This is a genomic window from Acinetobacter sp. YK3, from assembly GCF_001729365.1.
Classification (GTDB): Bacteria; Pseudomonadota; Gammaproteobacteria; order Pseudomonadales; family Moraxellaceae; genus Acinetobacter; species Acinetobacter vivianii.
In genome coordinates this window covers 12,143-38,542 of sequence record NZ_LZPJ01000089.1, presented here as the reverse complement: position 1 = coordinate 38,542, position 26,400 = coordinate 12,143, and the positions used below count along the sequence as shown (strand labels likewise).

The following is a 26,400-nucleotide window of genomic DNA, read 5'->3' as shown; positions in this document are numbered from 1 at the left end:
TGTAGAGATAAAAAAAGCACCGTAAGGTGCTTTTTTTATTAAATCCATTTCTTCCAACGGAAGTAAAGTGTCGGGCCAATCAGGAAAGTTAACACCAGCGTAATCACGATCCAGAAACTGGTAGTGCCATGAGAAAAAGGCAAAACCTCTGTGTTCATACCATAAATACTGGCAACCAGCATTGGAGGAGCAAGCATACTTGGAAGAATAGAGAAGCGTTTGAAGGTCTCATTCATCTCGGTATTGGCAAAACCAGTGGTAATATCCAGTAAGAATTTTAGTTTTTGAAACAGGAATGTGTTGTGCTCAAGTAGAGAGCGCACATCTTCACTCATTTCTCGAATATCAGGATCGTAAATATGACTGCCTAGAGCACGCGGTCGGGAGAGAAAAGACAGGACTCGGCGTAAGTCGGTCAAACAAAGCTGAGCTTTTCCTAACATATCTTCTTGATGCGCGAGTCGTGTGATCATGTCATCCAGATCAAGGATCTGTTCACGATGGTGGTCGTTTAAAACCTCGGCTGAATATTCTTCTAAATATTTATGTGTGTCTTCCAGAATATCTGAAAGTTCATCCAGTTTGGATTCAAGCAAACCTAATAAAATCCATACTGGATCTTTATAGTCGATGCTGTAGTCATTGCGTCTTGCCCGAGCGCGAAAGGCTCGAAAGGCAACCAGTTTCTCGCCACGTAGCGTGATCAGTTGCGTTTTATCCAGTAGAAAAGCAACCGTGTGGACGGTCGCTGCGAGTGTATTCTCGAGGTCTTCTTGTTCACGATCAGATTGAAAATTTTTATTCTTTGTTAAAAAATAGGTACTGATATGCAAAATTCCGTCATCATCACGGTAGAATCGTGCCGATGAGGAAATATCTTCAAGTGACTTTAAGGTAGGTAGGTTTCGCTCATACGCATCCAGAATCCATTGTTGTTCTTCTTGGGATGGGGCGATGAGATCGATCCAGACCAGTTCAGGATGAAGGTCGAAACTGCCATTGATTGTTGCATCTTCTAGACTACCGCGCTCAGTGGCATAAAAGGCTTCAAGCATGTCTTTTTTCCTTGCGCAGTCGATATAAAGTTTCCGGTCTTTTACCGAAAAGCAGCGTGTATTTTAGACAAGGATGAAGCGAAAAACACTTGCCTAAACGTTATTTTTTCAAAAATCTTGTTACATAGCCTACTTTATCAGCATGACAGTTCTATAAAACGGTTTTAATTGTATGAATTCTATATGTGTTTTCTGTGGTTCCTCTCTCGGGAATGATCCTGTTTTCAAGCAAATGGCTCAGTTGACAGGGCAGGTGATTGCAGCGCAAGGCAAAACGCTGGTCTATGGTGGTGGTCGTTCGGGCCTGATGGGCGTGGTGGCCGATAGTGCGCTACAGGCTGGCGGTCGTGTCATTGGTGTGATTCCTCATGCCTTGGTGGATCGAGAGCTTGCTCATACTGGTTTAACCGAATTGTATCGGGTTAACAATATGCATGAGCGCAAAACCAAAATGGCTGAGCTATCTGATGCATTTGTGGCTTTGCCGGGCGGTGCGGGAACACTCGAAGAAATCTTTGAGCAATGGACTTGGAGTCAGTTGGGAATCCATCAAAAGCCTTGTGCTTTTTTAAATGTAAATGGTTTCTATACCGATCTGCTGAAAATGCTTCAAGCCTCAGTTGACAGTGGTTTTACCCAAGCACGTTTTGTAGATAAGCTCATTGTGGCAGAACAGATTGAAGAAGTTCTGGAGGCATTTGCTGCTTATCAGCCTGCGACCCCAAAGTGGCTATCCACCACTGAAATTCAGGCCTGAGGATAAAATCGTGAAAACCATTACTGTTGCTGCCGCCATTATCTTGAATGAGCAAAATCAATTACTGTTGGTCCGTAAGCAAAATACGCATGCCTTTATGCAGGTCGGCGGTAAGCTTGAGCTAGATGAAGCACCTGAAGTAACGATTCAGCGTGAAATTCTGGAAGAAATTGGCTGCGAATGTGAGTTAAAAGAATTTGTTGGTGAATTTAGAACAGCGGCAGCCAATGAACCGGATCATGCCTTGATTAGTTATGTATATGCGGTTGAGTTAAAGCAGGCACCACAAATTGCAGCCGAGATTGCTGAGATGAAGTGGATTGATCTGGATGACCAAGCGACGGTATTGGCGCCTTTAACTAAAGAAGTTGTAATTCCGTGGTGTCAGCAGCATGGTTTGAATTAATCTCTTGATCCTGTGCGGCTGCCAGACACAGACTATAGACCTGTTGGCAGCCAAGTTGTTCAAGCAATTGTGATAAAGCTGTAATTGAACTGCCTGTTGTGACCACATCATCGACAATCAGAACTTTGCGATAACGAATCTGGTTGGGGGCTGTAGCAACAAATTGCTGTTCAATATTTTCTAGCCGTTCCAGACGGGATAAGCCTTTTTGAGAATGTTGGGCCAAACGTTGGACTGGCTGCCAGACAGGAATATTTAAGTGCTGACTTAGAGATTGTGCCAATAAAAGTGTCTGGTTAAAACCACGCTCGACCAGACGATCTGTTGAAATGGGCATAGGAACAATCGCATGAACTTTTGGAAGTTTGACTTGTAATAACAGGCCATTCAATAAACGTTGATGATGCAGTTTCTGTTCATATTTAAATTGTTGAATGATTCGGTCAATCGGATACTGATAATGGCAGGCCACCAGAATTTGCTGTTGATTCCGTTCAATGCTTTGTTTGAACCACGGTAATTGTTGCCAGCAACTCTGACAAACGCCAAAGTGCCGTTTCATACCAATATCACACAGGCTACACGGGGTAAAATAATCAAATAGTTGCTGTGCGGATTTCCCCAATAATTTAAACATAGGCATATCTTGGGGCTTCAGGTAACCAGCGTTTGAGCAGACCTTCTGCATGTTGTGGATAGTCTTTCAGGATTTGCTCTGCCACATAATGCGCTTGGGTGAGCAGATGGTCATCTCGTTCTAGGCGAGCCACACGAAAGCCCATATCGCCCGTTTGTTTGGTCCCTAACAATTCACCGGGGCCGCGAATCTCCAGATCTTTTTCTGCAATCACAAAGCCATCATTACTTTCCCGTAAAATCGAAAGTCGTTCTTGCCCATTTTGTGATAGCGGCGTTTTATAGAGTAGGGCACAGAAGCTGGCTGTAGCACCACGACCTACACGACCTCGTAGCTGATGTAATTGAGATAGGCCTAAACGCTCAGCATTCTCAATCACCATAATGGAAGCATTGGGTACATCAACACCTACTTCAATCACTGTAGTGGCAATCAAAAGTTGTGATTGATTGTCTTTAAAGGCTTGCATGACCGCTTGCTTTTCATCGGCCTTCATCTTGCCGTGTACCAGCCCAATATTGATGTCTGGAAAACGTTCTTTAATCTCTTGGTAGGTTGCTTCCGCGGCTTGGGCATCCAGCGTTTCGGATTGCTCGACTAAAGTACACACCCAATAAGCCTGTTTACCTTCACGACAATTGGTTGCTATGCGCTGTAATACCTGTTCCCGACGTTCGAGTGGAATGGTGACGGTCTGAATTGGAGTTCGACCTGGCGGCAGCTCATCAATAATCGAGGTGTCTAAATCGCCATAGGCACTCATGGCTAAGGTACGGGGAATCGGTGTTGCTGTCATCACCAATTGATGGGGAGTGAACTGGTCAGCGCCTTTATTGCGCAGAGCAAGACGTTGATCGACCCCGAAACGGTGCTGTTCATCAATAATCACCAAACCTAATTTAGAGAAGCCCACCGTATCTTGAAACAGGGCATGCGTGCCTACGATCAGTTGGGCATGACCTTCTTTAATTTGTTGCTCTGCCTGTGTTCTGGCCTTGCCTTTTTGTTTGCCTGATAGCCAAGCCACCTGAATGCCTAAAGGCTCAAACCAGCGTTTAAAGTTTAAATAATGCTGTTCGGCCAAAATCTCGGTCGGTGCCATAAGTGCCACTTGCCAATCTGCTTCCAGCGCATGACAGGCTGCGACAGCGGCTACCAGTGTTTTGCCTGCGCCTACATCACCTTGTACCAGACGTAACATCGGTTGATCTTGTTTAAGATCCTGCAAGATTTCCTTGGAAACGCGTTTTTGCGCATTGGTCATCTGAAAAGGAAGGCCTTCTAATAATTTCTTGGCCAATACTTTGCTGCTACTAAAACGTGGGGCTGAAATCTGACGGATATAGGCTCGACGTGTGAGTAAACTGATTTGATGCGCCACCAGTTCTTCAAAAATCAGACGCTGTTGTGCAGGATGTGAACCTTGATTGAGCTGCAACATGTTGGCATCGGTTGGCGGCTCATGGATGTAATGCAACGCCTCTTTCAGTTCATAGCCATTGCTATATTTGCTCGGCAATAATTCGGGCAGGTCATCACTGTGATGAGTGAGTGCCTGACGCACGTACTCACGTAATTTGGGTTGAGTCAGGCCTTCGGTACTTGGATAAATCGCGGTAAGCTGGGTTTTAGGCAGGGTAGTATGTTGCTGGATCACCTGAATTTCAGGATGATACAGTTCTAGACCACGTGCACCAACGCGCACCTCACCAAAAATGCGCAGGCGTTGCCCCATTTTGATGCGATCCGTTAAGCCTTTATAGATATGATAAAAGCGTAAGGTGACCTTTCCGAAATCATCTTGAACCAGAGCAGCAAGCGATTTCTTTTTCCCGGGTGGAAAGTCCACAGAGCGAACCTCACCTTCAAGCAAATAACTTCGTCCAACGACCAGCTGATTCATTGGAATAATAGTGCTACGATCTTCATAGTCACGGGGAAGATGGAATAACAAATCATCCGTGCTAAAAATATGAAGCTTTTCTAAGAGGGTCGCTGCGGCAGCACCAACGCCTTGTAATTGCTGAACTGATGTCATCTCTGGTCAAAGGTGTGTATGCATATTTTATTTATTGGTTATGGTAAAACATCTCAGCGTGTCGCTAAACACTTATTTGAGCAAGGTCACCACATTAGCACAATAAGTCGCAGTGCAAAAACAGATTGTTACGCGACCCATTACATTCAGGACGTCCAGCAACTTGATTTGACCGAGCTTCCTCCGATACAGATGGTATACGTGCTGCTTGCTCCTGCTCAAAGCGGTATAGAAGCTTATCAGCAGACTTATGTCGACAGTGTTGAACCTATCGCTCAGGCCTTAAAAGCGCACCCAGTACAGCGCATTGTGATTGTATCTTCAACCCGCGTCTATGGTGAAAATGCAGGGGAGCGCATTGATGATGAGAGCGAGATTCAACCTGCTGATCCGCAAGGACATTTGCTTCGACGTATGGAGCTGATGTGGCAGCAGCATTATCCGCAACATAGCATTATTGTCCGCCCTACAGGAATATACGGCACTTCAATTGCCCGACTCAAAAAACTGGCTGAGCAAAGCTCGACTTATCCTACGGTTCATTTCAGTAATCGTATTCATATTGATGACTTGGCAAAATTTTTAGCGTTATTGGTTAATTTGGCTCAAGTCGAAGCTAGCTATATTGTCACCAATAATTTACCTATTCCGATGCATGAAATTCTGTTGTGGTTTCAACAGCAATTAAATTTAGCATCTTTAAAATTACTTTCAGAACAACAGACTGGCAAGCGAATCTATGCCACACGATTGCCGAAAACTGGATTTAAATTTGACCATTTGATTTGCTTTAATGACTACGCAGCAGCTTTAACTGTCCATAGTAATGAAAAATAATTCGACTACACTGTAAAGAAAGCTTAAAGAGTTGGTATGGATTTTGAATCATAACTATCAACAGATTCCGGAAAGGAACTACCTGAGTTGAGCACGAGGTTTGCTGTAGGGTGTAAAAGGGTGATCAATGAGAAAAATAATGTGCATGGGCCTGCTTGGATTAATGACAACAGCGAGTTGGGCGACTGAACAAAGCTGGTGTGTATTTGATCCATTGGGTACACAAGGGGATATTAGCCGCCGTTTACAGGATGTTCGTGCATATGCATTACAAAATCAGGTGCAGCTCAAGTTTAAAGTCTTTAAAAATGAAAAAGATGCGATACAGTCCTTTGATCAAAAACAATGTTCTGGTTTAGTGGCTTCAAATTTTAATACGCATCGCTATAACAATTTTATGGCGACAACGGGAGGAATTGGGCTCATCCCGAATAATCGTGTGGTGCGCGCCTTTCTACAACTGTTAAATCATCCTAATGTTGAAAAGCGGATGGTTGGTTCAGATTATGAAATGCTGGGGATGATTCCGATTGGAACGGCTTATATGATCATGAATACCCAGCAGATCAATAAAGTGTCGCAGCTAAGAAATAAAACTATTGGGATTCTGGCCGATAATCCCCCACAGTTGGCTTTGGTGCAAAGTGTGGGTTCGAAGCCAATTTATGTCGATTTTTCTAATGCGGTTGATTCATTTAAACGTAAAAAGATTGATATTCTGGCGGCTCCAGCTTATGGAATTCTGCCGTATAACCTAAAAAAAGAATTTGGTGAGGCCACACAGGTGGTGAATTTTCCTGTGGCTTATTTTGCCATGAATATTGTGATTCGGCCTCAAGCTTATCCTGCTGGTTTTGGTCATCAGATACGCACATGGTTTGTCAATAATAGCAACGTCTTGGCTGCACAGGCGATCCAGTGGGAAAATCATTTACCTGCTTATTACTGGGCGGATATCTCAGGTTATGAAAAGCAGGGATATGATGCTTTGGTGGCCAAGATTAGTAAACGTTATGTCGATGCAGGCTATTACGATGCGTACTTTGTCGAGTTGATTAATCGGCTGCGTTGTCAGGATGATCCTAAATATCTAGGCTGTCGCCGCTAACAGTAAAAGAAAAAGGCAACCGAAGTTGCCTTTTTTATGCTTATGCTTTCTTACGTTTTAGGCGACGTTTGGCTTGTTGTGATGCCATTGCTTCCAATGCCTCAGCCAGTTCTTCATCACTAAAAGTGGTGATGTGCTGTAGCATTTGTAAGGTGGTTTCATCCAGCACCAGTTGTGCCCCAGCCGCCATTTCACTGAAATTATCATCATATTCAATGAAGCCTTGCTCATTGTTACGAATGTAATTTTGCTGTGTTAGGACTTTAATAAAGCTCTGGAATAGCGCTTTATCGAAGAACTCTGGCGAGTTGAATTCATACAGCACAGACAGGCGTTGACCCAGTAAATGGCTTAATTCTTCCACTTGTTTGGTTGAGATATTGCCTGAACCACGTTGTGTGATCAGTGCTAGCGTCATGTAGTAACGTTCTAGGCTCTGTTTCACTGGCATTGCCAATGTAACCAGTTTTTGATGTTCTTCGCTGTTTGGTGTTGGGCTAAACAGGTTGCCATCGTTATCTTGGAAAATCAGGCCAATCTTCACCAATGCATCGATATAGCTATCAATCTTTTGCTGTAAATCACTCACTTGCCATTTCATGAACAGTTCAGCTTTCAAGAATGGATATAAGGTGCGAATCACGTTGCTTAAATCATTCTTGTGAATTTTTCCGTTGTGCTCAACCAGAGAAGCGACCAGTGACGGTAATACAAAGGCATGCAGGATGTTATTACGGAAGTAAGTCAGCAAGACTGCTTGGTTATCTTCAATCGCAATAATATCGCCTAATACATGTTGTACGCGTTTAATCAGTTTCAGCTTGAGACCATAGGCAACGATTTCTTTACCTGATAATGAAGTCACTTGAGTGCGTTCATCATAAGGTTGCTGAGTTGCCAAATCACGATAGATGTCGAGTTGTTTTGCACAGATCTCTTCATCCAAAGTGTGTTTTGGTGTTGCAAGCAAGATTAAAGAAAGCAATGAAACTGGATTGATCACCACAGCACGGTTGATATTTTCCAGAATCAGATGCGCTGAGTCTGCAACGACCGTTGAAATCTCGGTAGAGCTTGGTACGTCAGTCGGGTTTTGCTCGATATTATTCTGCTTCAGAATGTCATTCAGGAACACAGGTTCGCCGAAGTTCACATGAACTTTACCGAAGATGCGTTCAATTTTGCGTAAGGTTCTTACGATACCAAAAATTGACTCGGCTTCTTTTGGCTTACCTTGCATTTCACCGACATAGGTTGAGCCTTCCATTAGACGCTCATAACCGATATAAGTGGGAACAAATACGATTGGTTTAGCTGGGCCACGTAAATGCCCTTGAATGGTCATCGCCAACATACCTGTTTTCGGCGGTAATAAACGCCCTGTACGTGAACGACCACCTTCAATGAAGTATTCGATTGGGGTGTTGCGCGATAAGATGCTGTATAAATATTCTTTAAATACAGATGTATAAAGTGCATTTCCACGGAAAGAGCGACGAATAAAGAATGCACCGCCACCCCGTAATAACTGGCCTACAAATGGTAAGTTGAGGTTATCACCTGCTGCGATATACGGAATCATCAAGCCACGTTTATAAATCACATATGACAATAATAAATAGTCGATATGGCTACGGTGGCAAGGGGTGTAAACGATTTCATAATCTTTTGCCAGTTCACGAACCGTACTGAAGTTATGGACTTCAACGCCGTCATAGAGCTGTGTCCATAAACGGGTTAAAGCCATATCGGCAAAACGCACTGCAGATGCCGAGTAATCAGAGACGATTTCATTGACATAGCCAATTGCACGACGTTCTGCTTCGAGCATGCTGATTTTATGCTGAATGCTTTCACGACGAATCGCATCTTGCACTTCAGGTGACTTGATTACCGATTGCATCACATTACGGCGATCTGATAAATCGGGGCCGAGAACCACTTCACGCTGTTGATCGAGGTAAGTGTCTAGTGAGCTGGCAATATAGGTTGCTGGTGAAACATTCGGATGATTGGTCTTGGCATAGTCGACCAGTTCACGTAGCGATTGCGGCTCATGAAACTCTAAATAAGATTGTCGGCCGTGCAGACCAATATTCATCAACTGTTTGACTGTACCTGGGGTTGCCCATGTATCAGAGAATAAAAGTTTGAACCAGGAATCTTCTTTATCTGGCGAACGTCCCCAAAGTACCGTAACAGGCACAAGTTGAACATCAACATCAGGATGTTGTTCAAGCGCTTCAACAAGTTGTAATAGGCGAGGAGGGAAGGTTTGCGTATTAAAGAAATTATTTTCGTTGTGATGTAAAAACAGGACTGAGTTTTTTTCTTGGTAAGATCCAAAATTCAACGGATCCAATGCCGGTTTTAAATTGAGGCGACGGGTTTCACCATCGACCACCAATGCGTTACTACGCGAATAATTCTGTAAAACATAGCAAACTAACTTATTTGATTCTGTTGTATTTTGCTCTGCTGTGGTGGATTCTGTAGGAACTTCACCAAGAACATGTGGGGTTACCACAAGGTCAAGTAACTTACTCGAAAGTTGGCGATACATTTGACCAAATCCAGTCTTGGACATTACAAACTCCTAAATCATAATCCTGGCATCGATTCATGATGAACACGACATTCTGCGGTATTCTTACATAAAACGGTATGTTATTTTCTGACAAAATATAGCGTATTTGGTAGATTTTATCGTTAAAAATCGTATTTTTAGCAGTTATAAATACGATTAATGTGACGGATGAATCATTTTATCCTGACCATTGTCATTTGAATTTGTGGCACAATCAAAATTATCAACCCTGAAAGGATTGGTTGATCTCTCCCCCATTGATGTTGGAAGAATATTACATGAATGCGTTAACTCAAGAATTGGTTGAACTTTTGACTCTGGAAAAGCTGGAACAGCATATTTTCCGAGGCAATAGCCGCAATTTGGTAGGCAAACGGGTATTCGGCGGACAGGTTCTTGGACAGGCCTTGAGAGCAGCGTCATATACGACGGATCGTCCGGCACACTCTTTACATGCCTATTTCCTGTACGGGGGCGATGTCAATGCGCCGATTATCTACGAAGTCGATCCACTTCGAGATGGTAAGAGTTTTGCCAGCCGACAGGTGCGTGCCATTCAACATGGACGTACTATTTTTTCTGCGATGGTATCTTTTGCCTATCCAGAAGAAGGGTTGAACTATCAGCACAAAGAGCCAGAATATCCTGCGCCTGAAACATTAAAGTCAGAAAATGAACTGAAAGAAAGTCTGATTAATTTCGTGCCTGAAAATGTGCGTGCCAGCTTTATGCGTGAACGTCATGTCGAGATTCGTCCAACGCAGTTAATCAATCCATTTCAGCCTCAACCTGAAGCTCCATTTTATGCGCACTATATTCGTACCCACGGTACGATTCCGAAAGATCTGGATGAAATCTCATTACATCAGGCAATTGTTGCGTTCTATTCGGACTTTACTTTGATGACTACAGCATTGCGTCCACATGGTTTATCTTGGATTTCTCCGAATCTGCAATGTGCCAGTATTGATCACACCATCTATTTCCATCGTCCGTTACGTGCTGATGAATGGATGCTCTACGATATGGAAGCAACGGTGAGTGCTAGTTCTCGCGGTCTGAACTTTGGGCGGATGTGGCAAAATGGTCAGTTGGTCTGTAGTACTGTCCAAGAAGGTTTGATTCGGCTCAGAGAAATCGAAACCCAATAAAAATAAGCTCATACTAAAGCCATCATTATGATGGCTTTTTTAGCATAAGGCTGACAAAAAATTGCTCGATTCTTCAACATGAGCATGCCATAGTAAGGTGAAGTTAAAGAGCTTTATCAATCACAATGAATTTAAATACACAGATTTTGATTGCAGCCGTGCTCGGTGTAGCATTTGGTTTTCTGCTGATTGCTTATCCGCAAACGGCATTTGTTGACTACAGTCTATATGGTCTTGGTGTCTTAAGTAGTATCTTTATTGGCTTGCTGAAAATGCTACTGATTCCATTGATCTTTAGTTCAATTGTGGTGGGTGTTTCCAATTTACAGGCAGGCGGCCAATTTGGTCGGGTCTGGAAAATTACAGCGTTGAGTTGTTTTACCACCACCACTTTGGCTTTGATTTTAGGGATCAGTTGTGCGCATTTGTTTGATGTGGGCAAAGGTGTAGATATCCAGCTGTTTCAGGCCGCCATGGATAATCATCAAACACCCGATACCTTAACGCCGTCCAGCTTTTTCACCACTTTTATTCAAAATACCTTAATTAATCCCTTCAAAGCATTTAGCGAAGGCAATGTGCTGGCTGTGGTGGTGTTTGCTTTATTCCTTGGCGTGGCCTTGGTCAAGGGCGGGGAACGTTTTGCTTTAGTCCGTAATATTAGCCAGCAATTTTTTGACATCATGATGATGCTGGTGGGCTGGGTAATGAAGCTTGCGCCGATTGGTATTTTTGCGTTATTGGCGAAGTTGATTGCGACAGAAGATCTGTCCGTACTTAGTCGTCTGGTCGAGTTTGCTGCGGTGGTGACAGGGACAACCATTTTTCATGGAGTGGTGGTATTGCCTGCCTTGCTCTGGATCTTCGGGCGCATGAATCCGATCACCTTTTTCAGAGGTGCGAGAACTGCATTGGTCACCGCATTTGCGACCAGCTCAAGTTCTGCGACCATGCCATTGAGTATGAAATGTGCTCAGGAAAATCTAGGAGTGCGACCACAAACCGCAGGTTTTGTGATTCCACTGGGTACGCAGTTAAATATGGATGGTACGGCACTGTATGAGGCAGCCGCGGCTTTATTTATTGCGAATCTGATGGGGCTGGATCTAAGTTTGACTCAGCAAGTTATCGTTTGTTTAACCGCGATGATTGCTTCATTGGGCGCACCGGGTATTCCAAGTGCAGGCATGGTCACCATGATTATGGTATTGCAATCTGTGGGGTTACCAGCCGAAGCGATTGCGATTTTACTGCCGATTGACCGTGTCTTAGATACCGTGCGTACAGTGGTCAATGTACAGGGTGACATGATGATCAGTGTGGTGGTAGATCGTTATGCCAAACAGGCAGAGACTGAAGCAGGCTAAGCTGAATTGGAAAAAAAGCAGGAGATGACTCCTGCTTTTTTTGTCTTTAAAGTTTAAGCGGCTTGTTGTAAAGCACGTTTTGCGGCTGGTGAATTGTTTAAGTAATTCACGGCATCTTGAGTATTACCTTCCTTAACAGGGTCGTACCACGGCATTAAATAATCCAATTGCTGTGCCACTAACCATGCTGGACCCGGCAAAATTTTAGAGTCTTTTAATGCAATCTTCGACCATTCAATCCAGATCCATGGCTTGAACACACTTGGCTTCTTATCAGCGAAACGTGGATCCTGACTCATGATATGCGCTGCGCCGTCGACCCAGAGTCCTAGAACACCAGCAATGACTGCAACACTTAGGTAGTAACGTGCGATATAGCTACCACCTAAATGACGGTAAAGATCAAAGGCAACGGTACGATGTTCAATTTCTTCCGACCCATGCCATTTAATCAAATCAAGCATTTCAGGATCGGCGCCCAGTTCTTCCCAGCGTTTGTTGTAAAGCGCATATTTACCTAATACACAAGTCATGTGCTCAACGGTGGCAATCACTCCGAGACGGAATAAATCCCATTGATGATCAAGTACTTTTGGGATTTCTTTACCGAAAGGTTTATCTGCCAAAGCTTTGGTGAATAAGAAATCCATAATGTCGAGATTGCGCTGAATATCGATATTGCGTTGGCTGAGATATTCTTTGTTGGCAGAGGTGTGCGCAACGGCATGCATGGCTTCTTGACGAATAAATGCCTGCACATCCTGTTTTAGTTTTTCATCGGTAATTTCAGGGAGGACTTTGTTATATAAACGACAAAACCAAAACTCACCAGCAGGTAAAATATTGTTAATTTCATTAATAAAATAGCTGGCAAAAGGCTGGTTTGGAATCCAATCCACTGGTGTATTTTCCCAATCAAATTTAACTTTGCGCGGGAGGATTTTATAGTCAATCGAAGAACCAAGTTTGTTCTTCACAAATGATAGTAATTTCATTGTTGTTTAGTCCTAATCGATAGTGCAATGAACCAACACTAAGCAGTATATGTAAACTACCTAGTGTTTGTGTTTAGCAATTCGGGACAATTAAAAATTATTTAATGCATCAAGTTGCATAAAATGCATTTTTTATTCTTCTACATCAGTTTCCGAGGCTTCAGGGATCTGATCGAGGTTAAATTCAGTCGGTTGATCGAGGGTGAAATTCAAGCGACCTGCCATCACACTGGCCAGTTCTTCTAAGCCGATTCGGTTCAATGACGAGAACAACTGAATTGAGAAATCAAGTTTCATCTTTTTCAACTGCTGTTTAACTTCTAACAGCACTTTGTTGGCAGGACCACGGTTTAGTTTATCTGCTTTGGTCAGCAGGATATGTACGAATAAATGACGTGAATGCGCCCATTCCAGCATCATCAAGTCAAAATGTTGCAATGGATGACGAATATCCATCAATAACACCAGACCTTGTAAGCTCTTACGGTGAATCAGGTAATTTTCCAATTCTTTTTGCCAGACGATTTTCATAGCTTCTGGAACAGCCGCATAACCATAACCTGGTAAATCAACCAGACGCTGATCAGGGTTACCTAAACTAAAAAAGTTGATCATTTGAGTACGACCAGGTTTTTTAGAAGCACGTGCGAGTTGCTTTTGATTGGTTAAGGTGTTGATGGCACTGGATTTACCCGCATTAGAGCGACCAGCAAATGCAATTTCATAGCCTGTATCTTCTACGCATAAAGACAGTTTTGGCGCACTCATCAAAAATTCAGCTTGGCGTAACCAAGTGAGAGACTGTACTGCATATTCAGTCACTGCAGGGTCAGCTTTTTTCTCATAACTGATTTTTTGTTTAGGAGCGAGTTTGGCTTTGGTGTCTTTGGATTTTTCACTGCGACGCATAGAAGCTTACTTTTGAATTGAAATAGCAACGACCATTATAAAGGATGTGACGGCTTCGTGCGAATCTTGATGTTGAAGTGCTTACTAAGCTTTCTGTGACAACTCTAAAAAGTTAATCTCTGAATGGATCGGAGAAGGAATAATACCGTGCTGAACCACTTCACCGAGCGTATATTGATTTAGGCTTTGATAAAAGCTTTCTAATGCCTGATCTAAAATACCTTTGAGGCCGCAATGGGAGCGTAATACGCAGGGTGGGGTATTGCACTCAACAATTTGATGGCTACCTTGCAAGGTTCGAACAATCTCACCTAGCTTCAAGCTCTTGGCTTCAGGGTTTAGGCGAAGACCGCCTCCTTTACCACGAATGGTCACAATCCATTGCTGTTTGCCCATGAAGTGAACCACTTTCACCAGATGATTTTGTGACACATGTAAGTCCTGCGCGATATCTGCAATCGTATACGGTACATCACTCGGGCGAGCGACATACATCAGGATTCTGAGTGCATAATCTGTAAACTTATTGAGTTGCATGTGGTTTCGCTCAATCTGGAGCAATAAATAGAAAAGGCTAGTCTATCACAGGCTAGCCTTATACAAAATGCGGTGTAAATTAGCTGAGCTTAACGCCACCTGTACCAAAGGCTTCGCTATGAATATTTTTAGCAGGAATGCCGCGTGCTACCAGTGCCTTGTGTTGCTCTGCCATAAATGGCATCGGGCCGCATAAATAGTAATCGGCATTGACTGGTAATAGCGCTGCATCTAAGGTGCTGAGGTCTAAACGACCAGCGACATCATAATCTTCACCGAGCACATCTGCTGCATGTGGAAATTCATAAGCAGTGAATGTACTCAAACGTGGAAACTTGCTTTTCAATTCATGAATATGCTTCTTCATGGCATGGACTTGGCTACTACGACATGCATGAATAAAGCTGACAGGCTGTGGCATATCTAAAGTCACCAATTGATTCAGCATCGCAATCATTGGGGTTAAACCGACACCACCACTGATAAATACATTACGTTTGTTGCTGTCGATTAAATAGAAGTTTCCTGTCGGTGCAGACACTTCAATTTCTGAACCTTCAGCTAAACCATGTAATGTGCTTGATACCCAACCACCAGCAAGTTCACCTTTTTCATCTTCACGCTTCACTGAGATACGTAGGTAATCTGCCTGTGGACTAGTTGAAAGTGTGTATTGGCGGGGTTGTCTTAAATTAAGCTCAGGTACGAACACACGAACTGAAATATATTGGCCTGCTTCATATTTTGGTAATTCACCACCATCAACAGGCGCAAGGTAGAAAGAGGTGATTTCGTCACTTTCTACGACTTTCTTGGCGATTTTGAAATTACGCCAGCCTAACCAGCTGCCTTTGGTTTGTTGATGTTGGTCATAAATCGCTTTTTCAGTACTGATAAATAAATCAGCCAATTGACCATAAGCCGCAGCCCATGCACCAATTAATGGATCTTCCATTGAAATATTCAGTACTTCACTAATGGAATGCAGCAGGTTTTCACCCACGATGCCGTAATCTGGTGACTGAATATTTAAGCTGACATGTTTATGCGCAATCAGTTCAACCACAGGTAAAAGCACAGAAGGATCTTCAATGTTCTCCGCATAAGCTAAAACTGCCCCCGCAAGCGCCTGTGCCTGTGCACCACTGCGCTGATGTCCCATGTTAAAGGTTTCTTTTAAATCAGGGTTGTTACCCAACATGCGGTTATAAAAGTATCCAGTCAGCGCTACGCCATTTTCACGAAGAACTGGAACTGTTGCTTTAACAAGGTCAATTTGCTGCGGAGTCATAGGAGATCTCTCTTGGCTATCATTTATAAGATGTATTTAAAATATACCTTTAAAAATAGATTTGCAATGCTAAATTAAATAAAAGCCATAAAAAAATTAAGGGATAATAAATTATCCCTTAATTTTCAATTGAGTATTGTTTTATTTTTTGCCGAAGAGGGAGCCGAGTAGACCACGCACAATTTTCTGTCCAGTACTACCACCTAGACTACGCGCGGCACTTTTGGCAAATGTTCCTACGATATCCTGTGTCAGCTTCTCACGGTCACGTTGTGCTTTTTCAGCAGCTTTTTGCTGTTCACGGGCAAAACGTTCTTGCTCTTTGGCTTGTTGCTTGGCGAGCGCTTCCTGTTCTTTGCTTTGTTGTTGTGCCAGATCATCGGCTTCTTTTTGCTGGGATTGTTGCAATACTTTCTTTTGCAGCATTTCATAGGCACTATCCCGATCTACCGCTTGATCGTAAACACCTGCGACAATGCTTTGTGAAATGATCACTTGACGTTCTTCGGGACTAATCGGCGTAAACGATGAGTAGGGCGGCATTACCCAACCGCGCTCTACGATTTGTGGTGTGCCTTGTTCATCTAGACAGCTAATTAATGCTTCACCAACTGCGAGTTCGGTAATGGCTTGATCAACTTTAAACTCTGGATTGGCGCGGAAAGTATCTGCGGCAGTTTTGACAGCTTTCTGGTCTTTAGGGGTAAAAGCACGTAAAGCATGTTGTATGCGATTCCCGAGTTGTCCTAATACGCTTTCAGGTAGATCCAGCGGATTTTGAGTAATAAAGTAAATCCCGACGCCTTTAGAACGGATCAGACGAACCACTTGTTCAATTTTTTGTTGTAAGGCAGGGCTGGCATTGTCAAATAACAGGTGGGCTTCATCAAAGAAGAATACCAGTTTGGGTTTATCCATATCGCCGACTTCTGGCAGTTGTTCGAACAGTTCTGACATCATCCAGAGTAAGAAAGTGGCGTACAGCTTCGGGGTATTCATTAGCTTGTCAGCAGCTAAGATATTGATATAGCCATGTCCATTGGTATCGGTCTGAATGAAGTCGAGGATATTCAGACTTGGTTCACCAAAGAATTGTTCTCCACCTTGATCGCCTAAGGCCAGTAAATTCCGTTGAATCGCGCCTAGACTGGCAGGAGAGAGATTGCCATATTCAGCTTTTAGTTCAGCAGTATTTTCACTGACGTAGGTCAGCATTGCTTTTAGATCTTTAAAATCGATCAGTAGTAAGCCTTGATCATCAGCAACACGGAACACGGCCGAAAGGACACCTTCCTGTGTATCGTTCAGATTAAGCATTTGCGCCAGCAGTAAAGGGCCGATTTCTGAAATCGTGGTGCGGATCGGGTGGCCTTGCTGAGCAAATAAATCCCAGAAAATGACAGGAGAAGCGGCAAATGGGACGGGTTCAAGTTGTAAGGTTTTCAGTCGTTCATCAAATTTAGGATTACTCTCACCAGCTTTGGCAAGGCTAGAAACATCGCCTTTGGCATCGGCGAGGAAGACGGGTACACCCAGTCGGGAAAAGCTTTCTGCCAGTACTTTTAGAGTAACGGTTTTCCCCGTACCTGTTGCACCAGCAATCAAACCATGTCGGTTTGCAAATTTAGAATGCAAAACAATATCTTGTGTTGTATCTGTGGTTTTTTTAGCAATAACGATTGGTGTACTCATTCTTCACCTGTTTTTTTGATCTCAATCGAGCTGTTTTAATGCGTTTTGAATATCTTGGATTAAATCTTCTGGATGTTCTAGTCCTATACAGAAGCGCACCAATAAACCTTGTTGTAAATGTGTATTTTCCAGCGAACGCATCTGCTTTAAATCATAGAGCATAGCTAGGCTGACTGGGCCACCCCAGCTAAATCCAAGTTTAAACAATTTCAAGTTATCACAGAATTGTCGAACCGCCGTCAAGTCATAATTAGCTTTAAAAATGACACTGACCAAGCCTGCGCTTTTGCCTGTGGTACAAATGTCTGACCAGAACGAGTGACCTGCTGAATCTGGTGAACTTGGATGTAAAACCTGACTAAATTGAGGCTGTTGTTTGAGCCATTCCAGCAACACACGGGCGCTTTGTGCTTGCTGTTCATAGCGAAGCGACATGTGTGCCAGACTACGTTGAATCTGAACAGTATCATCGCCTGATACAGAAATCCCTTGAATGGCATGCATGCGATAGAGCTTGTGATGTAATTGTTGATCACGGGTCACGACTGAACCCATGAGGATATCGCCACCGCCGCTTGGGTATTTGGTAAGAGCATGTACAGTGATGTCGACCGCTAAATGTTCATCGGAGAAATCGAAAGCATTAAAAGCAAGCCCTGCACCCCAAGTGTTATCTAATGCAGTGAGTACATTGGCTTGTTGGGCTTTCTTGACCAGATTTTTGAGATCGGGAAATTCTAGGGTGACTGAGCCGGCTGCTTCGAGCCAGATTAATTTGGCTTTCTCTGTGGGTTGAAAGCTGGCTGCATCAACTGGATTATAAATTTTAACGCTGATGCCGTACCGGTCTTGCAGATTATTCAAATGTTCAAGGTTAGGGCCATAGATATTGTCGGCGACCCACACCTCATCACCAGTGCTTAGAAATGTACTGTTCACCAGATTAATTGCAGATAAGCCGCTGGGTGCAAGCAGGCAATAATTTCCGCCTTCAATTCTTGCAATATTGTCCCCTAATGTAAAAGTAGTTGGGGTGCCGTGTGTGCCATAACTATAGTCATAGGCATCGGTCCAGTGGCGATCAAAAAGGTGCGCTGTTGTTTTAAAAATAATCGTAGATGCACGAAATAGGGGAGGCTGGATGGTTTCTATGTATTGAGGAGCTTTACGTGGTGCATGAATGAGATCAGTTTGTGCTTTATTGTGAGTTGTCATAGGGCAAAATTAAATCAATAGAATGCGTCTCAGGTTAAGAGAAAATGATAAAAGCTGCTAGTGCTTTGCTGCTTTTGTACAGAATCGGTACAGATTCAGGTCATCAATAAAAACTGGCTTTATTTTTGCTAAGACTAATCATCATTCTAACGATAATAGGTTTTCGCGCATGAAGTCGCATTTAAGAGTGCATTATTTTCAGCACATCGCTGGCGAAGGTTTTGGCAGTTGCTATGACTTTTTAAAAGCACATCACGCAAAAATTACAGCAACAGAATTTTTTGCATTACCTGTTGATTTACCTTTAGAGCTTGAAGCGCTGCCACGCGTAGATGAAGTTGATCTCTTGATTATTATGGGGGGAACGATGAGCGTGAATGATGAGGCGAATTATCCTTGGTTAAAATTAGAAAAAAGGTGGCTAAGACGTTATCTGGCTGCGGGAAAACCTGCCATTGGCTTGTGTTTGGGTGGACAATTGATAGCGAATGCCTTGGGTGCAGCAGTCAGTCGTAATCCTGATCAGGAGCTTGGCTGGATGGATGTAGGACGTGCTTCACATATTCCAGAGCAATGTTTCCAGATACCAGAACAATTGAATATTTTACAGTGGCATAGTGAAACGTTTGAAATTCCCAAAGGCGCAATACGTCTAGCGGAAAATAAGGTGTGTTTAAATCAGATGTATCAAATTGGACGCAATGTATTGGGATTTCAGTTTCATCCAGAGATGACACCACACGCCTTGGCGCTGTTGATTGAGGGGGAGGAAGAGATGGCTGTTTTTAATGGAAGGTATGTACAGCCTATTGCTGAATTAAAAAGAAGCTTGAAAAGTAAATTTGAGCAGGGTAATCGTTTACTGAATCAGGCGATTGATTATGTGGTGAGTGCTTGAGCTGACAAAATGCTTAAAAAATGAAAAGAAGAATTGCATAAGACTTAAACAATCGTTATAATGGGCGACCCTCAAATGGAGGGCGTTTACTACGAAGAAAGTAGTCAACGCATTACAGTCGTGGCATCGATCACGACCATAGTGATTTTCACTGCCCTTGACACTTACCAAAAGGTGAGGTGCGTCATGGGTGATTCTTTATATATTTGGCTTGGAGTTTACTGGTATGTCTAACCAGAGAATTCGTATCCGTTTGAAGTCTTTTGATCATCGTCTGATTGATCAATCTGCTCAAGAGATCGTAGAAACCGCTAAGCGTACTGGCGCACAAGTGTGTGGTCCAATTCCGATGCCTACTCGCATCGAACGCTTCAACGTTCTTACTTCACCACACGTCAACAAAGACGCTCGTGATCAGTACGAAATCCGCACTTATAAACGTTTGATCGATATCGTTCAACCAACAGATAAAACTGTTGATGCATTGATGAAGTTAGATCTTGCTGCTGGTGTTGATGTTCAGATCGCTTTGGGTTAAGGCTTTCGGTTGATTAACTTTTAAGTTAATTAGGCCGCTTTATTAGAGGTTTATGCACATGGCTATTGGTTTAGTCGGTCGCAAATGTGGTATGACTCGCGTCTTTACGGATGCTGGTGTATCTGTACCTGTTACAGTTATCGAAGTCGATCCAAACCGCATTACGCAAATCAAAACACTTGAAACTGATGGTTATCAAGCAATTCAAGTAACTACTGGTGAACGTCGCGAATCGCGCGTAACTAACGCTCAGAAAGGTCACTTCGCGAAAGCTGGTGTTGCTGCTGGTCGTTTAGTTAAAGAGTTCCGTGTTACTGAAGCTGAGCTTGAAGGCCGTGAAGTTGGTGCTTCTATCGGTGTTGATTTGTTCACAGTTGGTCAAATTGTTGACGTAACTGGTCAATCAAAAGGTAAAGGTTTCCAAGGTGGTGTTAAGCGTTGGAATTTCCGTACGCAAGATGCTACTCATGGTAACTCTGTATCTCACCGTGTATTAGGTTCTACAGGTCAAAACCAGACTCCTGGTCGCGTGTTCAAAGGCAAGAAAATGGCTGGTCACTTAGGTGACGAACGCGTAACAGTTCAAGGTCTTGAAATCGTATCTATTGACGCTGAACGTTCTGTTTTAGTTGTTAAGGGTGCTATTCCTGGTTCAACTGGCGGTGACGTTGTTGTACGTCCTACCATCAAGGCCTGAGGGGAAATACTGTGAATTTAAAAACTGTTTCCGGCTCTGCTGTTGAATTGTCTGAAGTTGCTTTCGGACGTGAATTTAACGAAGCTCTTGTACACCAAGTTGTTACAGCTTACTTAGCTGGTGGTCGTCAAGGTACTCGTGCTCACAAATCACGTGCAGATGTTTCTGGCGGTGGTAAAAAACCATTCCGTCAAAAAGGTACTGGTCGCGCTCGTGCGGGTTCTATTCGTAGCCCTATCTGGGTTGGTGGTGGTAAAACTTTTGCTGCTCGCCCACAAGATTGGTCTCAAAAAGTAAACCGTAAGATGTACCGCGGTGCAATGCAATGTATCTTAGCTGAACTTGTTCGCCAAGATCGTCTTGTATTAGTTGAAGAGTTTGCTGTTGCAGCTCCAAAAACTAAAGAATTGCTTGCAAAGCTTACTGACTTGAATGCAACTCGCGCATTGATCATTACAGATGCTGTAGATGAGAACTTGTATCTCGCAGCTCGCAACCTTCCACACGTTGATGTGGTTGATGCTACTGCTATTGATCCTGTTAGCTTGATCGCATTTGATAAAGTTGTAATGTCTGTAGCTGCTGCTAAGAAAATTGAGGTAGAACTCGGATGAACAACGAACGTATCTATCAAGTCCTATTAGGACCAGTATTCTCAGAAAAAGCACAAGTTTTAGGTGATACTGCTGGTGTTCAAGTGTTCAAAGTTGCATTAAATGCAAACAAACTTGAAATCAAGAAAGCAGTTGAGCAGCTCTTCGGTGTTGAAGTTGTAAAAATCAATACAACGATCACTAAAGGTAAAACAAAACGCTTTGGTAAAACATTAGGACGTCGTTCTGATGTGAAAAAAGCATACGTCACCCTGAAAGCTGGCCAAGATGTAGAAATGGCTGACTTGGGCGATACCGCTGAAAACGCAGCGGAATAAGGACGAGAATTATGCCAATTCAAAAATGTAAGCCAACGTCTCCAGGACGTCGCTTTGTAGAGAAAGTGGTTCATGACCACCTTCACAAAGGCGCTCCTTATGCACCGTTGGTAGAAGCTAAAAAACGTACTGGTGGTCGTAATAACAATGGTCACATCACTACACGTCACGTGGGTGGTGGTCATAAGCAAAACTACCGTATTGTTGACTTTAAACGTAACAAAGATGGTATTCCAGCGACTGTAGAGCGCATCGAATACGATCCTAACCGTACAGCTCATATTGCTTTATTGAAATATGCTGACGGTGAACGTCGCTACATCATTGCACCTAAAGGCTTACGTGCTGGTGATAAAGTTCAATCTGGTAACGATGCTCCAATTCGTCCAGGTAACTGCTTACCACTTCGTAACATGCCAATCGGTTCTACACTTCACAACCTTGAACTTAAAATCGGTAAAGGTGCTCAATTAGCACGTTCTGCTGGTACTTCAGTTCAGTTGTTGGGTCGTGATGGTTCTTACGCTATCGTTCGTTTACGTTCTGGTGAAATGCGTAAAGTCCATGTTGAATGTCGTGCTGTAATTGGTGAAGTTTCTAACCAAGAAAGCAACCTTCGTTCATTGGGTAAAGCTGGTGCTGCGCGCTGGCGTGGTATTCGTCCTACCGTTCGTGGTATGGCGATGAACCCAGTAGATCACCCGCACGGTGGTGGTGAAGGGCGTAGTAAAGGTATTCAACCTGTAAGCCCATGGGGTCAAAAAGCTAAAGGGTACAAGACACGTACCAACAAGCGTACGACTAAGATGATTATTCGCGACCGTCGCGTCAAGTAAGGGAATCTGAATAATGCCTCGTTCATTAAAAAAAGGTCCATTCGTCGACGCACATTTGTTCGCTAAGGTTGAAGCTGCTGTAGCTGCTAACAACCGTAAGCCGATCAAAACTTGGTCACGTCGTTCAATGATCCTTCCAGACTTTGTTGGTTTAACAATTTCTGTTCACAATGGCCGTAACCACGTTCCAGTAATTGTTACTGAACACATGGTTGGTCATAAATTGGGTGAATTCGCGCCAACTCGTACCTATCGTGGTCACGGTGTTGATAAGAAGTCTAAACGTTAATAGGTGCTATGATGGAAGTAACTGCTAAATTACGCGGTGCCGCTATCTCGGCACAAAAAGCACGTTTAGTTGCTGATTTGATCCGTGGTAAGTCGGTTGCACGTGCGATAGACATTTTAAACTTCAGCAACAAGAAAGCAGCTGTGCTCGTTAAAAAAGCACTTGAATCTGCAATCGCGAATGCTGAACACAACAACAGCTTAGATGTTGATGACCTTAAAGTAACTACGATTTACGTTGATGAAGGCATGAGCCTTAAACGTATCATGCCACGTGCTAAAGGCCGTGCAGATCGTATTACTAAGCGTACTTGTCACATCACCGTTAAGGTAGGGGTTTGATATGGGTCAGAAGGTTCATCCAATCGGTATCCGCCTAGGTGTTGTGAAACGCCATAACGCTAACTGGTATGCGAATCCGAAGCAATACGCTGAATACTTGCTTAAAGATCTTCAAGTTCGTGAGTTTTTAATCAAAAAACTTAAAAACGCGATGATCAGCAATATTCTTATCGAACGTCCTACAGGCGCTGCTAAAGTAACTATTAGCACTGCTCGTCCTGGTATCGTTATCGGTAAAAAAGGCGAAGACATTGAAAAATTACAGCGCGAACTCACCAATATTATGGGTGTTCCAGCTCAAGTTAGCATCAATGAAATTGATCGCCCTGACTTGGACGCACGTTTAGTTGCTGAAGCAATTGCTTCTCAATTAGAAAAGCGTGTTATGTTCCGTCGTGCTATGAAACGTGCGGTTCAAAACACTATGCGTGCTGGCGCTAAAGGTATCAAAGTTGAAGTTTCTGGCCGTTTAGGTGGTGCAGAGATCGCTCGTACTGAGTGGTATCGTGAAGGTCGTGTACCTTTGCATACACTTCGTGCTGACATCGACTATGCAACTATGCGCGCAGAAACAACATACGGTACGATCGGTGTTAAAGTTTGGATTTTCCGTGGTGAGATCTTAGGTGGCATGAAACAAGTCATGAACCCTGCTCCTGCTGAAGAGCGTCCAGCTAAACGCGGTCGTGGTCGTGGTGAAGGTCAAGAGCGTCGTGGTCGTCGCGGTGACCGTGCTGCTGACAAGGGAGAATAATCCATGTTGCAACCTAAACGTACCAAATTCCGTAAAGTGCACAAAGGCCGTAACACTGGTCTAGCGCATCGTGGTAGTACAGTATCATTTGGTTCGATTGCAATTAAAGCAACTGAACGTGGTCGTATGACTGCGCGTCAGATTGAAGCTGCACGTCGTACCATTAGCCGTCGTATCAAACGTGGTGGTAAAATCTTCATCCGCGTATTCCCAGACAAACCAATTACCGAAAAACCATTAGAAGTTCGTATGGGTAAAGGTAAAGGTAGCGTGGAATACTGGGTTTGTCAGATCCAGCCAGGTAAGATCCTGTACGAAATTGAAGGTGTTAGCGATGAGTTAGCGCGTGAAGCTTTTGCTTTAGCTGCTGCTAAACTCCCGTTTAAAACCACTATCGTGACTCGGACGGTGATGTAATGAAAACTAAAGATCTACGTGAAAAGTCGGTAGAAGAGTTGAAAGCTTTGCTTGATGAGCAACAGCTTAACCAATTCCGTCTTCGTATGGCGAAAGCAACTGGTCAACTAGGCAAATCGCATGAAGTGCAAATTGCTCGTAAGACAATTGCTCGTATTAAGACACTCCTTACCGAAAAACAGGGGAACGGACAATGAGTGAAAAAACAGTCCGCACGTTAACCGGCAAAGTCGTAAGCGACAAAATGGACAAGTCTATTGTTGTGCTTATTGAACGCCGCGTTCAACACCCGTTGTATGGCAAATCAATCCGCCGTTCAACTAAATTACACGCTCATGATGAGAACAATGTTGCTAAATTAGGCGACTTGGTAACCATCAAAGAAAGCCGCCCAATTTCTAAAACTAAAGCTTGGACTTTAGTGGAAGTAGTTGAAGCTGCTGCTGAGTAATTAGACGTTCTTGTTGCATCATCGGACAATTTCGAGTACTCTTTGAGCCTTTCGAAATTGTGACCGGTGATGCTCGGTTTTGGAGTAGGGCAATGATTCAAACCGAAAGTATGCTCGACGTAGCAGACAACAGTGGTGCACGCCGCGTACAATGTATTAAAGTACTTGGTGGTTCACACCGTCGTTATGCTTCAGTTGGCGACATTATTAAAGTTACTGTAAAAGAAGCAATCCCACGCGCACGTGTTAAAAAAGGTGACGTGATGAATGCTGTAGTTGTTCGTACAAAGTTCGGCATCCGTCGTCCAGACGGTTCAGTTATTCGTTTCGACGATAACGCAGCTGTTATTTTGAACAACAACAAAGCTCCGATTGCTACTCGTATCTTCGGACCAGTGACTCGTGAACTTCGTACTGAACAGTTCATGAAAATCATTTCATTGGCTCCTGAAGTTCTATAAGAGGCAATCATGGCTAAGATTAAAAAAGGCGATCAAGTAATCGTGATCGCAGGTAAAGAAAAAGGCAAACAAGGTGTTGTTTTGTCTATTTCTGAAGATCGAGTTAAGGTCGAAGGCCTTAACTTAGTGAAGAAGCATCAAAAGCCAAACCGTGTAACTGGCGCTGAAGGCGGTATCGTTACTCAAGAGGCTACGCTTCATATCTCAAACGTGGCAATTTTTAATGCTACAACCCAAAAGGCTGACCGTATTGGTTACCAAGTGATTGATGGCGCGAAAACTCGTGTTTATAAATCAAATGGTGAATCAGTGGCGGTAGCGAAGTAATAGGTTGAAAAGGCAATGGCCAGACTTAAAGCACGTTACAACGACGAACTTAAAGCAAAGTTAAAAGAAGAACTTAGCGTTAAGAACGTGATGGATATTCCTCGCATCACGAAAATCACCCTTAACATGGGTGTAGGCGCAGCTGCAACTGATAAGAAATTATTAGATGGCGCTGTTGCTGATATGCAACTCATTGCTGGTCAAAAACCAGTTGTGACTCTTGCTCGTAAATCAATCGCTGGTTTCAAAATCCGTGACGGTTGGCCGATCGGTTGTAAAGTTACTTTACGCGGCGACCAAATGTACGAATTCTTGGATCGTTTGATCTCGATCGCAATCCCTCGTATCCGTGACTTCCGTGGTTTCTCTGCGAAATCATTTGATGGTCGTGGTAACTACTCTATGGGTTTAAAAGAGCAAATCGTTTTCCCTGAAATCGATTTTGACAAAATTGATCGTATCCGTGGTTTAGATATCACTATTACGACCACTGCTCGTAGCGATGACGAAGGCCGTGCGCTTATGCGTGCATTCGGCTTCCCGTTCAAATAAGAGGTCGATATGGCTAAGAAAGGTATGATTAATCGCGAATTGAAACGCGAAAAGACAGTTGCTAAATACGCTGCAAAACGTGCTGAATTAAAAGCAACGATTGCAAATGTAAATGCGAGTGACGAAGAACGTTTCGAAGCGACATTAAAGTTACAGGCATTGCCACGTAACGCATCTCCAGTACGTCTTCGTAACCGTTGTGGTTTAACTGGTCGTCCTCATGGTTACTTCCGTAAGTTCGGTTTAAGCCGTAACAAATTACGTGACACAGTAATGCAAGGTGATGTACCGGGCGTTGTTAAGGCAAGCTGGTAAGGAGCGACTAA

31 protein-coding genes and 1 pseudogene are annotated in these 26,400 nt (G+C 43.4%); 22 read left to right on the top strand and 10 right to left on the bottom strand.

Annotated elements, in window-relative coordinates; genetic code table 11:
• Positions 1–38: 38 nt before the first annotated feature.
• The gene (locus tag A9Z07_RS09720; RefSeq protein WP_004775913.1) at positions 39–1,055 is read right to left on the bottom strand and encodes a CorA family divalent cation transporter; all 1,017 of its coding nucleotides are present in this window, start codon (positions 1,053–1,055) and stop codon (positions 39–41) included.
• A gap of 172 nt (positions 1,056–1,227) precedes the next feature.
• Here A9Z07_RS09720 and A9Z07_RS09715 point away from each other — a divergent pair, with 172 nt between their 5' ends.
• Together A9Z07_RS09715 and A9Z07_RS09710 are read left to right on the top strand one after the other, a co-directional pair.
• Positions 1,228–1,812: a TIGR00730 family Rossman fold protein gene (locus A9Z07_RS09715; RefSeq protein ID WP_004775911.1), complete on the top strand. Its 585-nt coding sequence runs from the start codon at positions 1,228–1,230 to the stop codon at positions 1,810–1,812.
• 10 nt (positions 1,813–1,822) lie between these two features.
• Entirely contained in the window at positions 1,823–2,218 is a 396-nt protein-coding gene (locus A9Z07_RS09710) for an NUDIX hydrolase (RefSeq protein WP_004775910.1), read from the top strand.
• Here the strand turns inward: A9Z07_RS09710 and A9Z07_RS09705 are convergent.
• Both A9Z07_RS09705 and recG read right to left on the bottom strand, forming a co-directional pair.
• Complete coding sequence (locus tag A9Z07_RS09705) at positions 2,172–2,855, bottom strand: ComF family protein (RefSeq protein WP_069578195.1); 684 nt, start codon at positions 2,853–2,855, stop codon at positions 2,172–2,174. The genes A9Z07_RS09710 and A9Z07_RS09705 overlap by 47 nt on opposite strands.
• A complete protein-coding gene (recG, locus tag A9Z07_RS09700; RefSeq protein WP_069578193.1) occupies positions 2,848–4,893 on the bottom strand; it encodes an ATP-dependent DNA helicase RecG in 2,046 nt (681 codons plus the stop codon). Before recG ends, A9Z07_RS09705 begins: the two co-directional genes overlap by 8 nt.
• Before the next feature lie 18 nt (positions 4,894–4,911).
• Here recG and A9Z07_RS09695 point away from each other — a divergent pair, with 18 nt between their 5' ends.
• Entirely contained in the window at positions 4,912–5,730 is an 819-nt protein-coding gene (locus A9Z07_RS09695; protein WP_069578191.1) for an NAD-dependent epimerase/dehydratase family protein, read from the top strand.
• A 127-nt stretch (positions 5,731–5,857) separates the two neighbouring features.
• Entirely contained in the window at positions 5,858–6,838 is a 981-nt protein-coding gene (locus A9Z07_RS09690; protein WP_069578189.1) for a putative solute-binding protein, read from the top strand.
• 40 nt (positions 6,839–6,878) lie between these two features.
• Here the strand turns inward: A9Z07_RS09690 and plsB are convergent, their stop codons facing one another.
• Positions 6,879–9,425, bottom strand: coding sequence for a glycerol-3-phosphate 1-O-acyltransferase PlsB (gene plsB / locus A9Z07_RS09685; protein WP_069578187.1), 2,547 nt, complete (start codon positions 9,423–9,425; stop codon positions 6,879–6,881).
• 278 nt (positions 9,426–9,703) lie between these two features.
• Here plsB and A9Z07_RS09680 point away from each other — a divergent pair, with 278 nt between their 5' ends.
• Together A9Z07_RS09680 and A9Z07_RS09675 are read left to right on the top strand one after the other, a co-directional pair.
• A complete protein-coding gene (locus tag A9Z07_RS09680) occupies positions 9,704–10,576 on the top strand; it encodes an acyl-CoA thioesterase (RefSeq protein ID WP_004775899.1) in 873 nt (290 codons plus the stop codon).
• A gap of 125 nt (positions 10,577–10,701) precedes the next feature.
• Complete coding sequence (locus tag A9Z07_RS09675; protein WP_004775897.1) at positions 10,702–11,943, top strand: dicarboxylate/amino acid:cation symporter; 1,242 nt, start codon at positions 10,702–10,704, stop codon at positions 11,941–11,943.
• Between the two features lie 53 nt (positions 11,944–11,996).
• Here the strand turns inward: A9Z07_RS09675 and A9Z07_RS09670 are convergent, their stop codons facing one another.
• The 6 genes from A9Z07_RS09670 to A9Z07_RS09645 all read right to left on the bottom strand — a co-directional run bounded on the left by A9Z07_RS09670 (position 11,997) and on the right by A9Z07_RS09645 (position 18,582).
• Positions 11,997–12,938 carry a metal-dependent hydrolase gene (locus tag A9Z07_RS09670; protein ID WP_069578185.1) on the bottom strand — a complete coding sequence of 314 codons (942 nt, stop codon included), beginning with the start codon at positions 12,936–12,938 and terminating at the stop codon, positions 11,997–11,999.
• Between the two features lie 132 nt (positions 12,939–13,070).
• On the bottom strand, positions 13,071–13,847 hold the full coding sequence (yihA, locus tag A9Z07_RS09665) for a ribosome biogenesis GTP-binding protein YihA/YsxC (RefSeq protein WP_069578183.1): 777 nt from the start codon (positions 13,845–13,847) through the stop codon (positions 13,071–13,073).
• Positions 13,848–13,931: 84 nt separating this feature from the next.
• Positions 13,932–14,384: an RrF2 family transcriptional regulator gene (locus tag A9Z07_RS09660; RefSeq protein WP_069578180.1), complete on the bottom strand. Its 453-nt coding sequence runs from the start codon at positions 14,382–14,384 to the stop codon at positions 13,932–13,934.
• Between the two features lie 79 nt (positions 14,385–14,463).
• Entirely contained in the window at positions 14,464–15,675 is a 1,212-nt protein-coding gene (hmpA, locus tag A9Z07_RS09655; RefSeq protein ID WP_069578178.1) for an NO-inducible flavohemoprotein, read from the bottom strand.
• A 141-nt stretch (positions 15,676–15,816) separates the two neighbouring features.
• Positions 15,817–17,367, bottom strand: a complete 1,551-nt coding sequence (locus A9Z07_RS09650) for a helicase HerA-like domain-containing protein (protein ID WP_069578175.1) — start codon at positions 17,365–17,367, stop codon at positions 15,817–15,819.
• Between the two features lie 21 nt (positions 17,368–17,388).
• Positions 17,389–18,582 carry a PLP-dependent transferase gene (locus tag A9Z07_RS09645; protein WP_069578173.1) on the bottom strand — a complete coding sequence of 398 codons (1,194 nt, stop codon included), beginning with the start codon at positions 18,580–18,582 and terminating at the stop codon, positions 17,389–17,391.
• 169 nt (positions 18,583–18,751) lie between these two features.
• Here A9Z07_RS09645 and A9Z07_RS09640 point away from each other — a divergent pair, with 169 nt between their 5' ends.
• The 16 genes and pseudogenes from A9Z07_RS09640 (at position 18,752) to rpsN (ending at position 26,389) form a co-directional block, all read left to right on the top strand.
• Positions 18,752–19,480, top strand: coding sequence for a type 1 glutamine amidotransferase (locus tag A9Z07_RS09640; RefSeq protein WP_004775889.1), 729 nt, complete (start codon positions 18,752–18,754; stop codon positions 19,478–19,480).
• A 226-nt stretch (positions 19,481–19,706) separates the two neighbouring features.
• The gene (gene rpsJ, locus A9Z07_RS09635; RefSeq protein WP_000070912.1) at positions 19,707–20,018 is read left to right on the top strand and encodes a 30S ribosomal protein S10; all 312 of its coding nucleotides are present in this window, start codon (positions 19,707–19,709) and stop codon (positions 20,016–20,018) included.
• Between the two features lie 58 nt (positions 20,019–20,076).
• Complete coding sequence (rplC, locus tag A9Z07_RS09630) at positions 20,077–20,715, top strand: 50S ribosomal protein L3 (RefSeq protein WP_004775888.1); 639 nt, start codon at positions 20,077–20,079, stop codon at positions 20,713–20,715.
• Positions 20,716–20,726: 11 nt separating this feature from the next.
• Entirely contained in the window at positions 20,727–21,329 is a 603-nt protein-coding gene (gene rplD / locus A9Z07_RS09625) for a 50S ribosomal protein L4 (protein ID WP_004641072.1), read from the top strand.
• The gene (gene rplW / locus A9Z07_RS09620; protein ID WP_004641070.1) at positions 21,326–21,646 is read left to right on the top strand and encodes a 50S ribosomal protein L23; all 321 of its coding nucleotides are present in this window, start codon (positions 21,326–21,328) and stop codon (positions 21,644–21,646) included. Before rplD ends, rplW begins: the two co-directional genes overlap by 4 nt.
• Before the next feature lie 11 nt (positions 21,647–21,657).
• Positions 21,658–22,482: a 50S ribosomal protein L2 gene (rplB, locus tag A9Z07_RS09615; RefSeq protein WP_004660349.1), complete on the top strand. Its 825-nt coding sequence runs from the start codon at positions 21,658–21,660 to the stop codon at positions 22,480–22,482.
• Positions 22,483–22,495: 13 nt separating this feature from the next.
• Positions 22,496–22,771, top strand: a complete 276-nt coding sequence (rpsS, locus tag A9Z07_RS09610; protein ID WP_004775885.1) for a 30S ribosomal protein S19 — start codon at positions 22,496–22,498, stop codon at positions 22,769–22,771.
• Between the two features lie 11 nt (positions 22,772–22,782).
• A complete protein-coding gene (gene rplV, locus A9Z07_RS09605; RefSeq protein ID WP_004657676.1) occupies positions 22,783–23,112 on the top strand; it encodes a 50S ribosomal protein L22 in 330 nt (109 codons plus the stop codon).
• A gap of 1 nt (position 23,113) precedes the next feature.
• A pseudogene (rpsC, locus tag A9Z07_RS09600) lies at positions 23,114–23,930 on the top strand (30S ribosomal protein S3).
• A complete protein-coding gene (gene rplP / locus A9Z07_RS09595) occupies positions 23,870–24,283 on the top strand; it encodes a 50S ribosomal protein L16 (RefSeq protein ID WP_004657678.1) in 414 nt (137 codons plus the stop codon). The pseudogene rpsC and the gene rplP overlap by 61 nt, the downstream one beginning before the upstream one ends.
• Positions 24,283–24,480 carry a 50S ribosomal protein L29 gene (gene rpmC / locus A9Z07_RS09590; protein ID WP_000849927.1) on the top strand — a complete coding sequence of 66 codons (198 nt, stop codon included), beginning with the start codon at positions 24,283–24,285 and terminating at the stop codon, positions 24,478–24,480. Before rplP ends, rpmC begins: the two co-directional genes overlap by 1 nt.
• The gene (gene rpsQ, locus A9Z07_RS09585) at positions 24,477–24,734 is read left to right on the top strand and encodes a 30S ribosomal protein S17 (protein ID WP_004657679.1); all 258 of its coding nucleotides are present in this window, start codon (positions 24,477–24,479) and stop codon (positions 24,732–24,734) included. The genes rpmC and rpsQ overlap by 4 nt, the downstream gene beginning before the upstream one ends.
• A gap of 92 nt (positions 24,735–24,826) precedes the next feature.
• On the top strand, positions 24,827–25,195 hold the full coding sequence (gene rplN / locus A9Z07_RS09580; RefSeq protein ID WP_004657680.1) for a 50S ribosomal protein L14: 369 nt from the start codon (positions 24,827–24,829) through the stop codon (positions 25,193–25,195).
• A gap of 9 nt (positions 25,196–25,204) precedes the next feature.
• Positions 25,205–25,522 carry a 50S ribosomal protein L24 gene (gene rplX, locus A9Z07_RS09575; protein WP_005052028.1) on the top strand — a complete coding sequence of 106 codons (318 nt, stop codon included), beginning with the start codon at positions 25,205–25,207 and terminating at the stop codon, positions 25,520–25,522.
• A gap of 15 nt (positions 25,523–25,537) precedes the next feature.
• Positions 25,538–26,074: a 50S ribosomal protein L5 gene (gene rplE, locus A9Z07_RS09570; protein ID WP_004775884.1), complete on the top strand. Its 537-nt coding sequence runs from the start codon at positions 25,538–25,540 to the stop codon at positions 26,072–26,074.
• A gap of 9 nt (positions 26,075–26,083) precedes the next feature.
• Positions 26,084–26,389, top strand: a complete 306-nt coding sequence (gene rpsN / locus A9Z07_RS09565; RefSeq protein ID WP_004641050.1) for a 30S ribosomal protein S14 — start codon at positions 26,084–26,086, stop codon at positions 26,387–26,389.
• The last annotated feature ends 11 nt before the right edge of the window (positions 26,390–26,400 follow it).

Coding starts and splice junctions, on each gene's coding strand:
- rplW (WP_004641070.1), top strand. CDS start 21,326: ATGAACAACGAACGTATCTATCAAGTCCTATTAGGACCAGTATTCTCA.
- rplN (WP_004657680.1), top strand. CDS start 24,827: ATGATTCAAACCGAAAGTATGCTCGACGTAGCAGACAACAGTGGTGCA.
- A9Z07_RS09690 (WP_069578189.1), top strand. CDS start 5,858: ATGAGAAAAATAATGTGCATGGGCCTGCTTGGATTAATGACAACAGCG.
- A9Z07_RS09720 (WP_004775913.1), bottom strand. CDS start 1,055: ATGCTTGAAGCCTTTTATGCCACTGAGCGCGGTAGTCTAGAAGATGCA.
- rpsN (WP_004641050.1), top strand. CDS start 26,084: ATGGCTAAGAAAGGTATGATTAATCGCGAATTGAAACGCGAAAAGACA.
- A9Z07_RS09660 (WP_069578180.1), bottom strand. CDS start 14,384: ATGCAACTCAATAAGTTTACAGATTATGCACTCAGAATCCTGATGTAT.
- plsB (WP_069578187.1), bottom strand. CDS start 9,425: ATGTCCAAGACTGGATTTGGTCAAATGTATCGCCAACTTTCGAGTAAG.
- A9Z07_RS09705 (WP_069578195.1), bottom strand. CDS start 2,855: ATGTTTAAATTATTGGGGAAATCCGCACAGCAACTATTTGATTATTTT.
- rpsJ (WP_000070912.1), top strand. CDS start 19,707: ATGTCTAACCAGAGAATTCGTATCCGTTTGAAGTCTTTTGATCATCGT.
- hmpA (WP_069578178.1), bottom strand. CDS start 15,675: ATGACTCCGCAGCAAATTGACCTTGTTAAAGCAACAGTTCCAGTTCTT.
- rplB (WP_004660349.1), top strand. CDS start 21,658: ATGCCAATTCAAAAATGTAAGCCAACGTCTCCAGGACGTCGCTTTGTA.
- A9Z07_RS09670 (WP_069578185.1), bottom strand. CDS start 12,938: ATGAAATTACTATCATTTGTGAAGAACAAACTTGGTTCTTCGATTGAC.
- rplE (WP_004775884.1), top strand. CDS start 25,538: ATGGCCAGACTTAAAGCACGTTACAACGACGAACTTAAAGCAAAGTTA.
- A9Z07_RS09675 (WP_004775897.1), top strand. CDS start 10,702: ATGAATTTAAATACACAGATTTTGATTGCAGCCGTGCTCGGTGTAGCA.
- rplP (WP_004657678.1), top strand. CDS start 23,870: ATGTTGCAACCTAAACGTACCAAATTCCGTAAAGTGCACAAAGGCCGT.
- rpmC (WP_000849927.1), top strand. CDS start 24,283: ATGAAAACTAAAGATCTACGTGAAAAGTCGGTAGAAGAGTTGAAAGCT.
- A9Z07_RS09680 (WP_004775899.1), top strand. CDS start 9,704: ATGAATGCGTTAACTCAAGAATTGGTTGAACTTTTGACTCTGGAAAAG.
- rplC (WP_004775888.1), top strand. CDS start 20,077: ATGGCTATTGGTTTAGTCGGTCGCAAATGTGGTATGACTCGCGTCTTT.
- A9Z07_RS09645 (WP_069578173.1), bottom strand. CDS start 18,582: ATGACAACTCACAATAAAGCACAAACTGATCTCATTCATGCACCACGT.
- A9Z07_RS09640 (WP_004775889.1), top strand. CDS start 18,752: ATGAAGTCGCATTTAAGAGTGCATTATTTTCAGCACATCGCTGGCGAA.
- recG (WP_069578193.1), bottom strand. CDS start 4,893: ATGACATCAGTTCAGCAATTACAAGGCGTTGGTGCTGCCGCAGCGACC.
- yihA (WP_069578183.1), bottom strand. CDS start 13,847: ATGCGTCGCAGTGAAAAATCCAAAGACACCAAAGCCAAACTCGCTCCT.
- A9Z07_RS09650 (WP_069578175.1), bottom strand. CDS start 17,367: ATGAGTACACCAATCGTTATTGCTAAAAAAACCACAGATACAACACAA.
- A9Z07_RS09695 (WP_069578191.1), top strand. CDS start 4,912: ATGCATATTTTATTTATTGGTTATGGTAAAACATCTCAGCGTGTCGCT.
- rpsS (WP_004775885.1), top strand. CDS start 22,496: ATGCCTCGTTCATTAAAAAAAGGTCCATTCGTCGACGCACATTTGTTC.
- A9Z07_RS09715 (WP_004775911.1), top strand. CDS start 1,228: ATGAATTCTATATGTGTTTTCTGTGGTTCCTCTCTCGGGAATGATCCT.
- rpsQ (WP_004657679.1), top strand. CDS start 24,477: ATGAGTGAAAAAACAGTCCGCACGTTAACCGGCAAAGTCGTAAGCGAC.
- rplX (WP_005052028.1), top strand. CDS start 25,205: ATGGCTAAGATTAAAAAAGGCGATCAAGTAATCGTGATCGCAGGTAAA.
- rplV (WP_004657676.1), top strand. CDS start 22,783: ATGGAAGTAACTGCTAAATTACGCGGTGCCGCTATCTCGGCACAAAAA.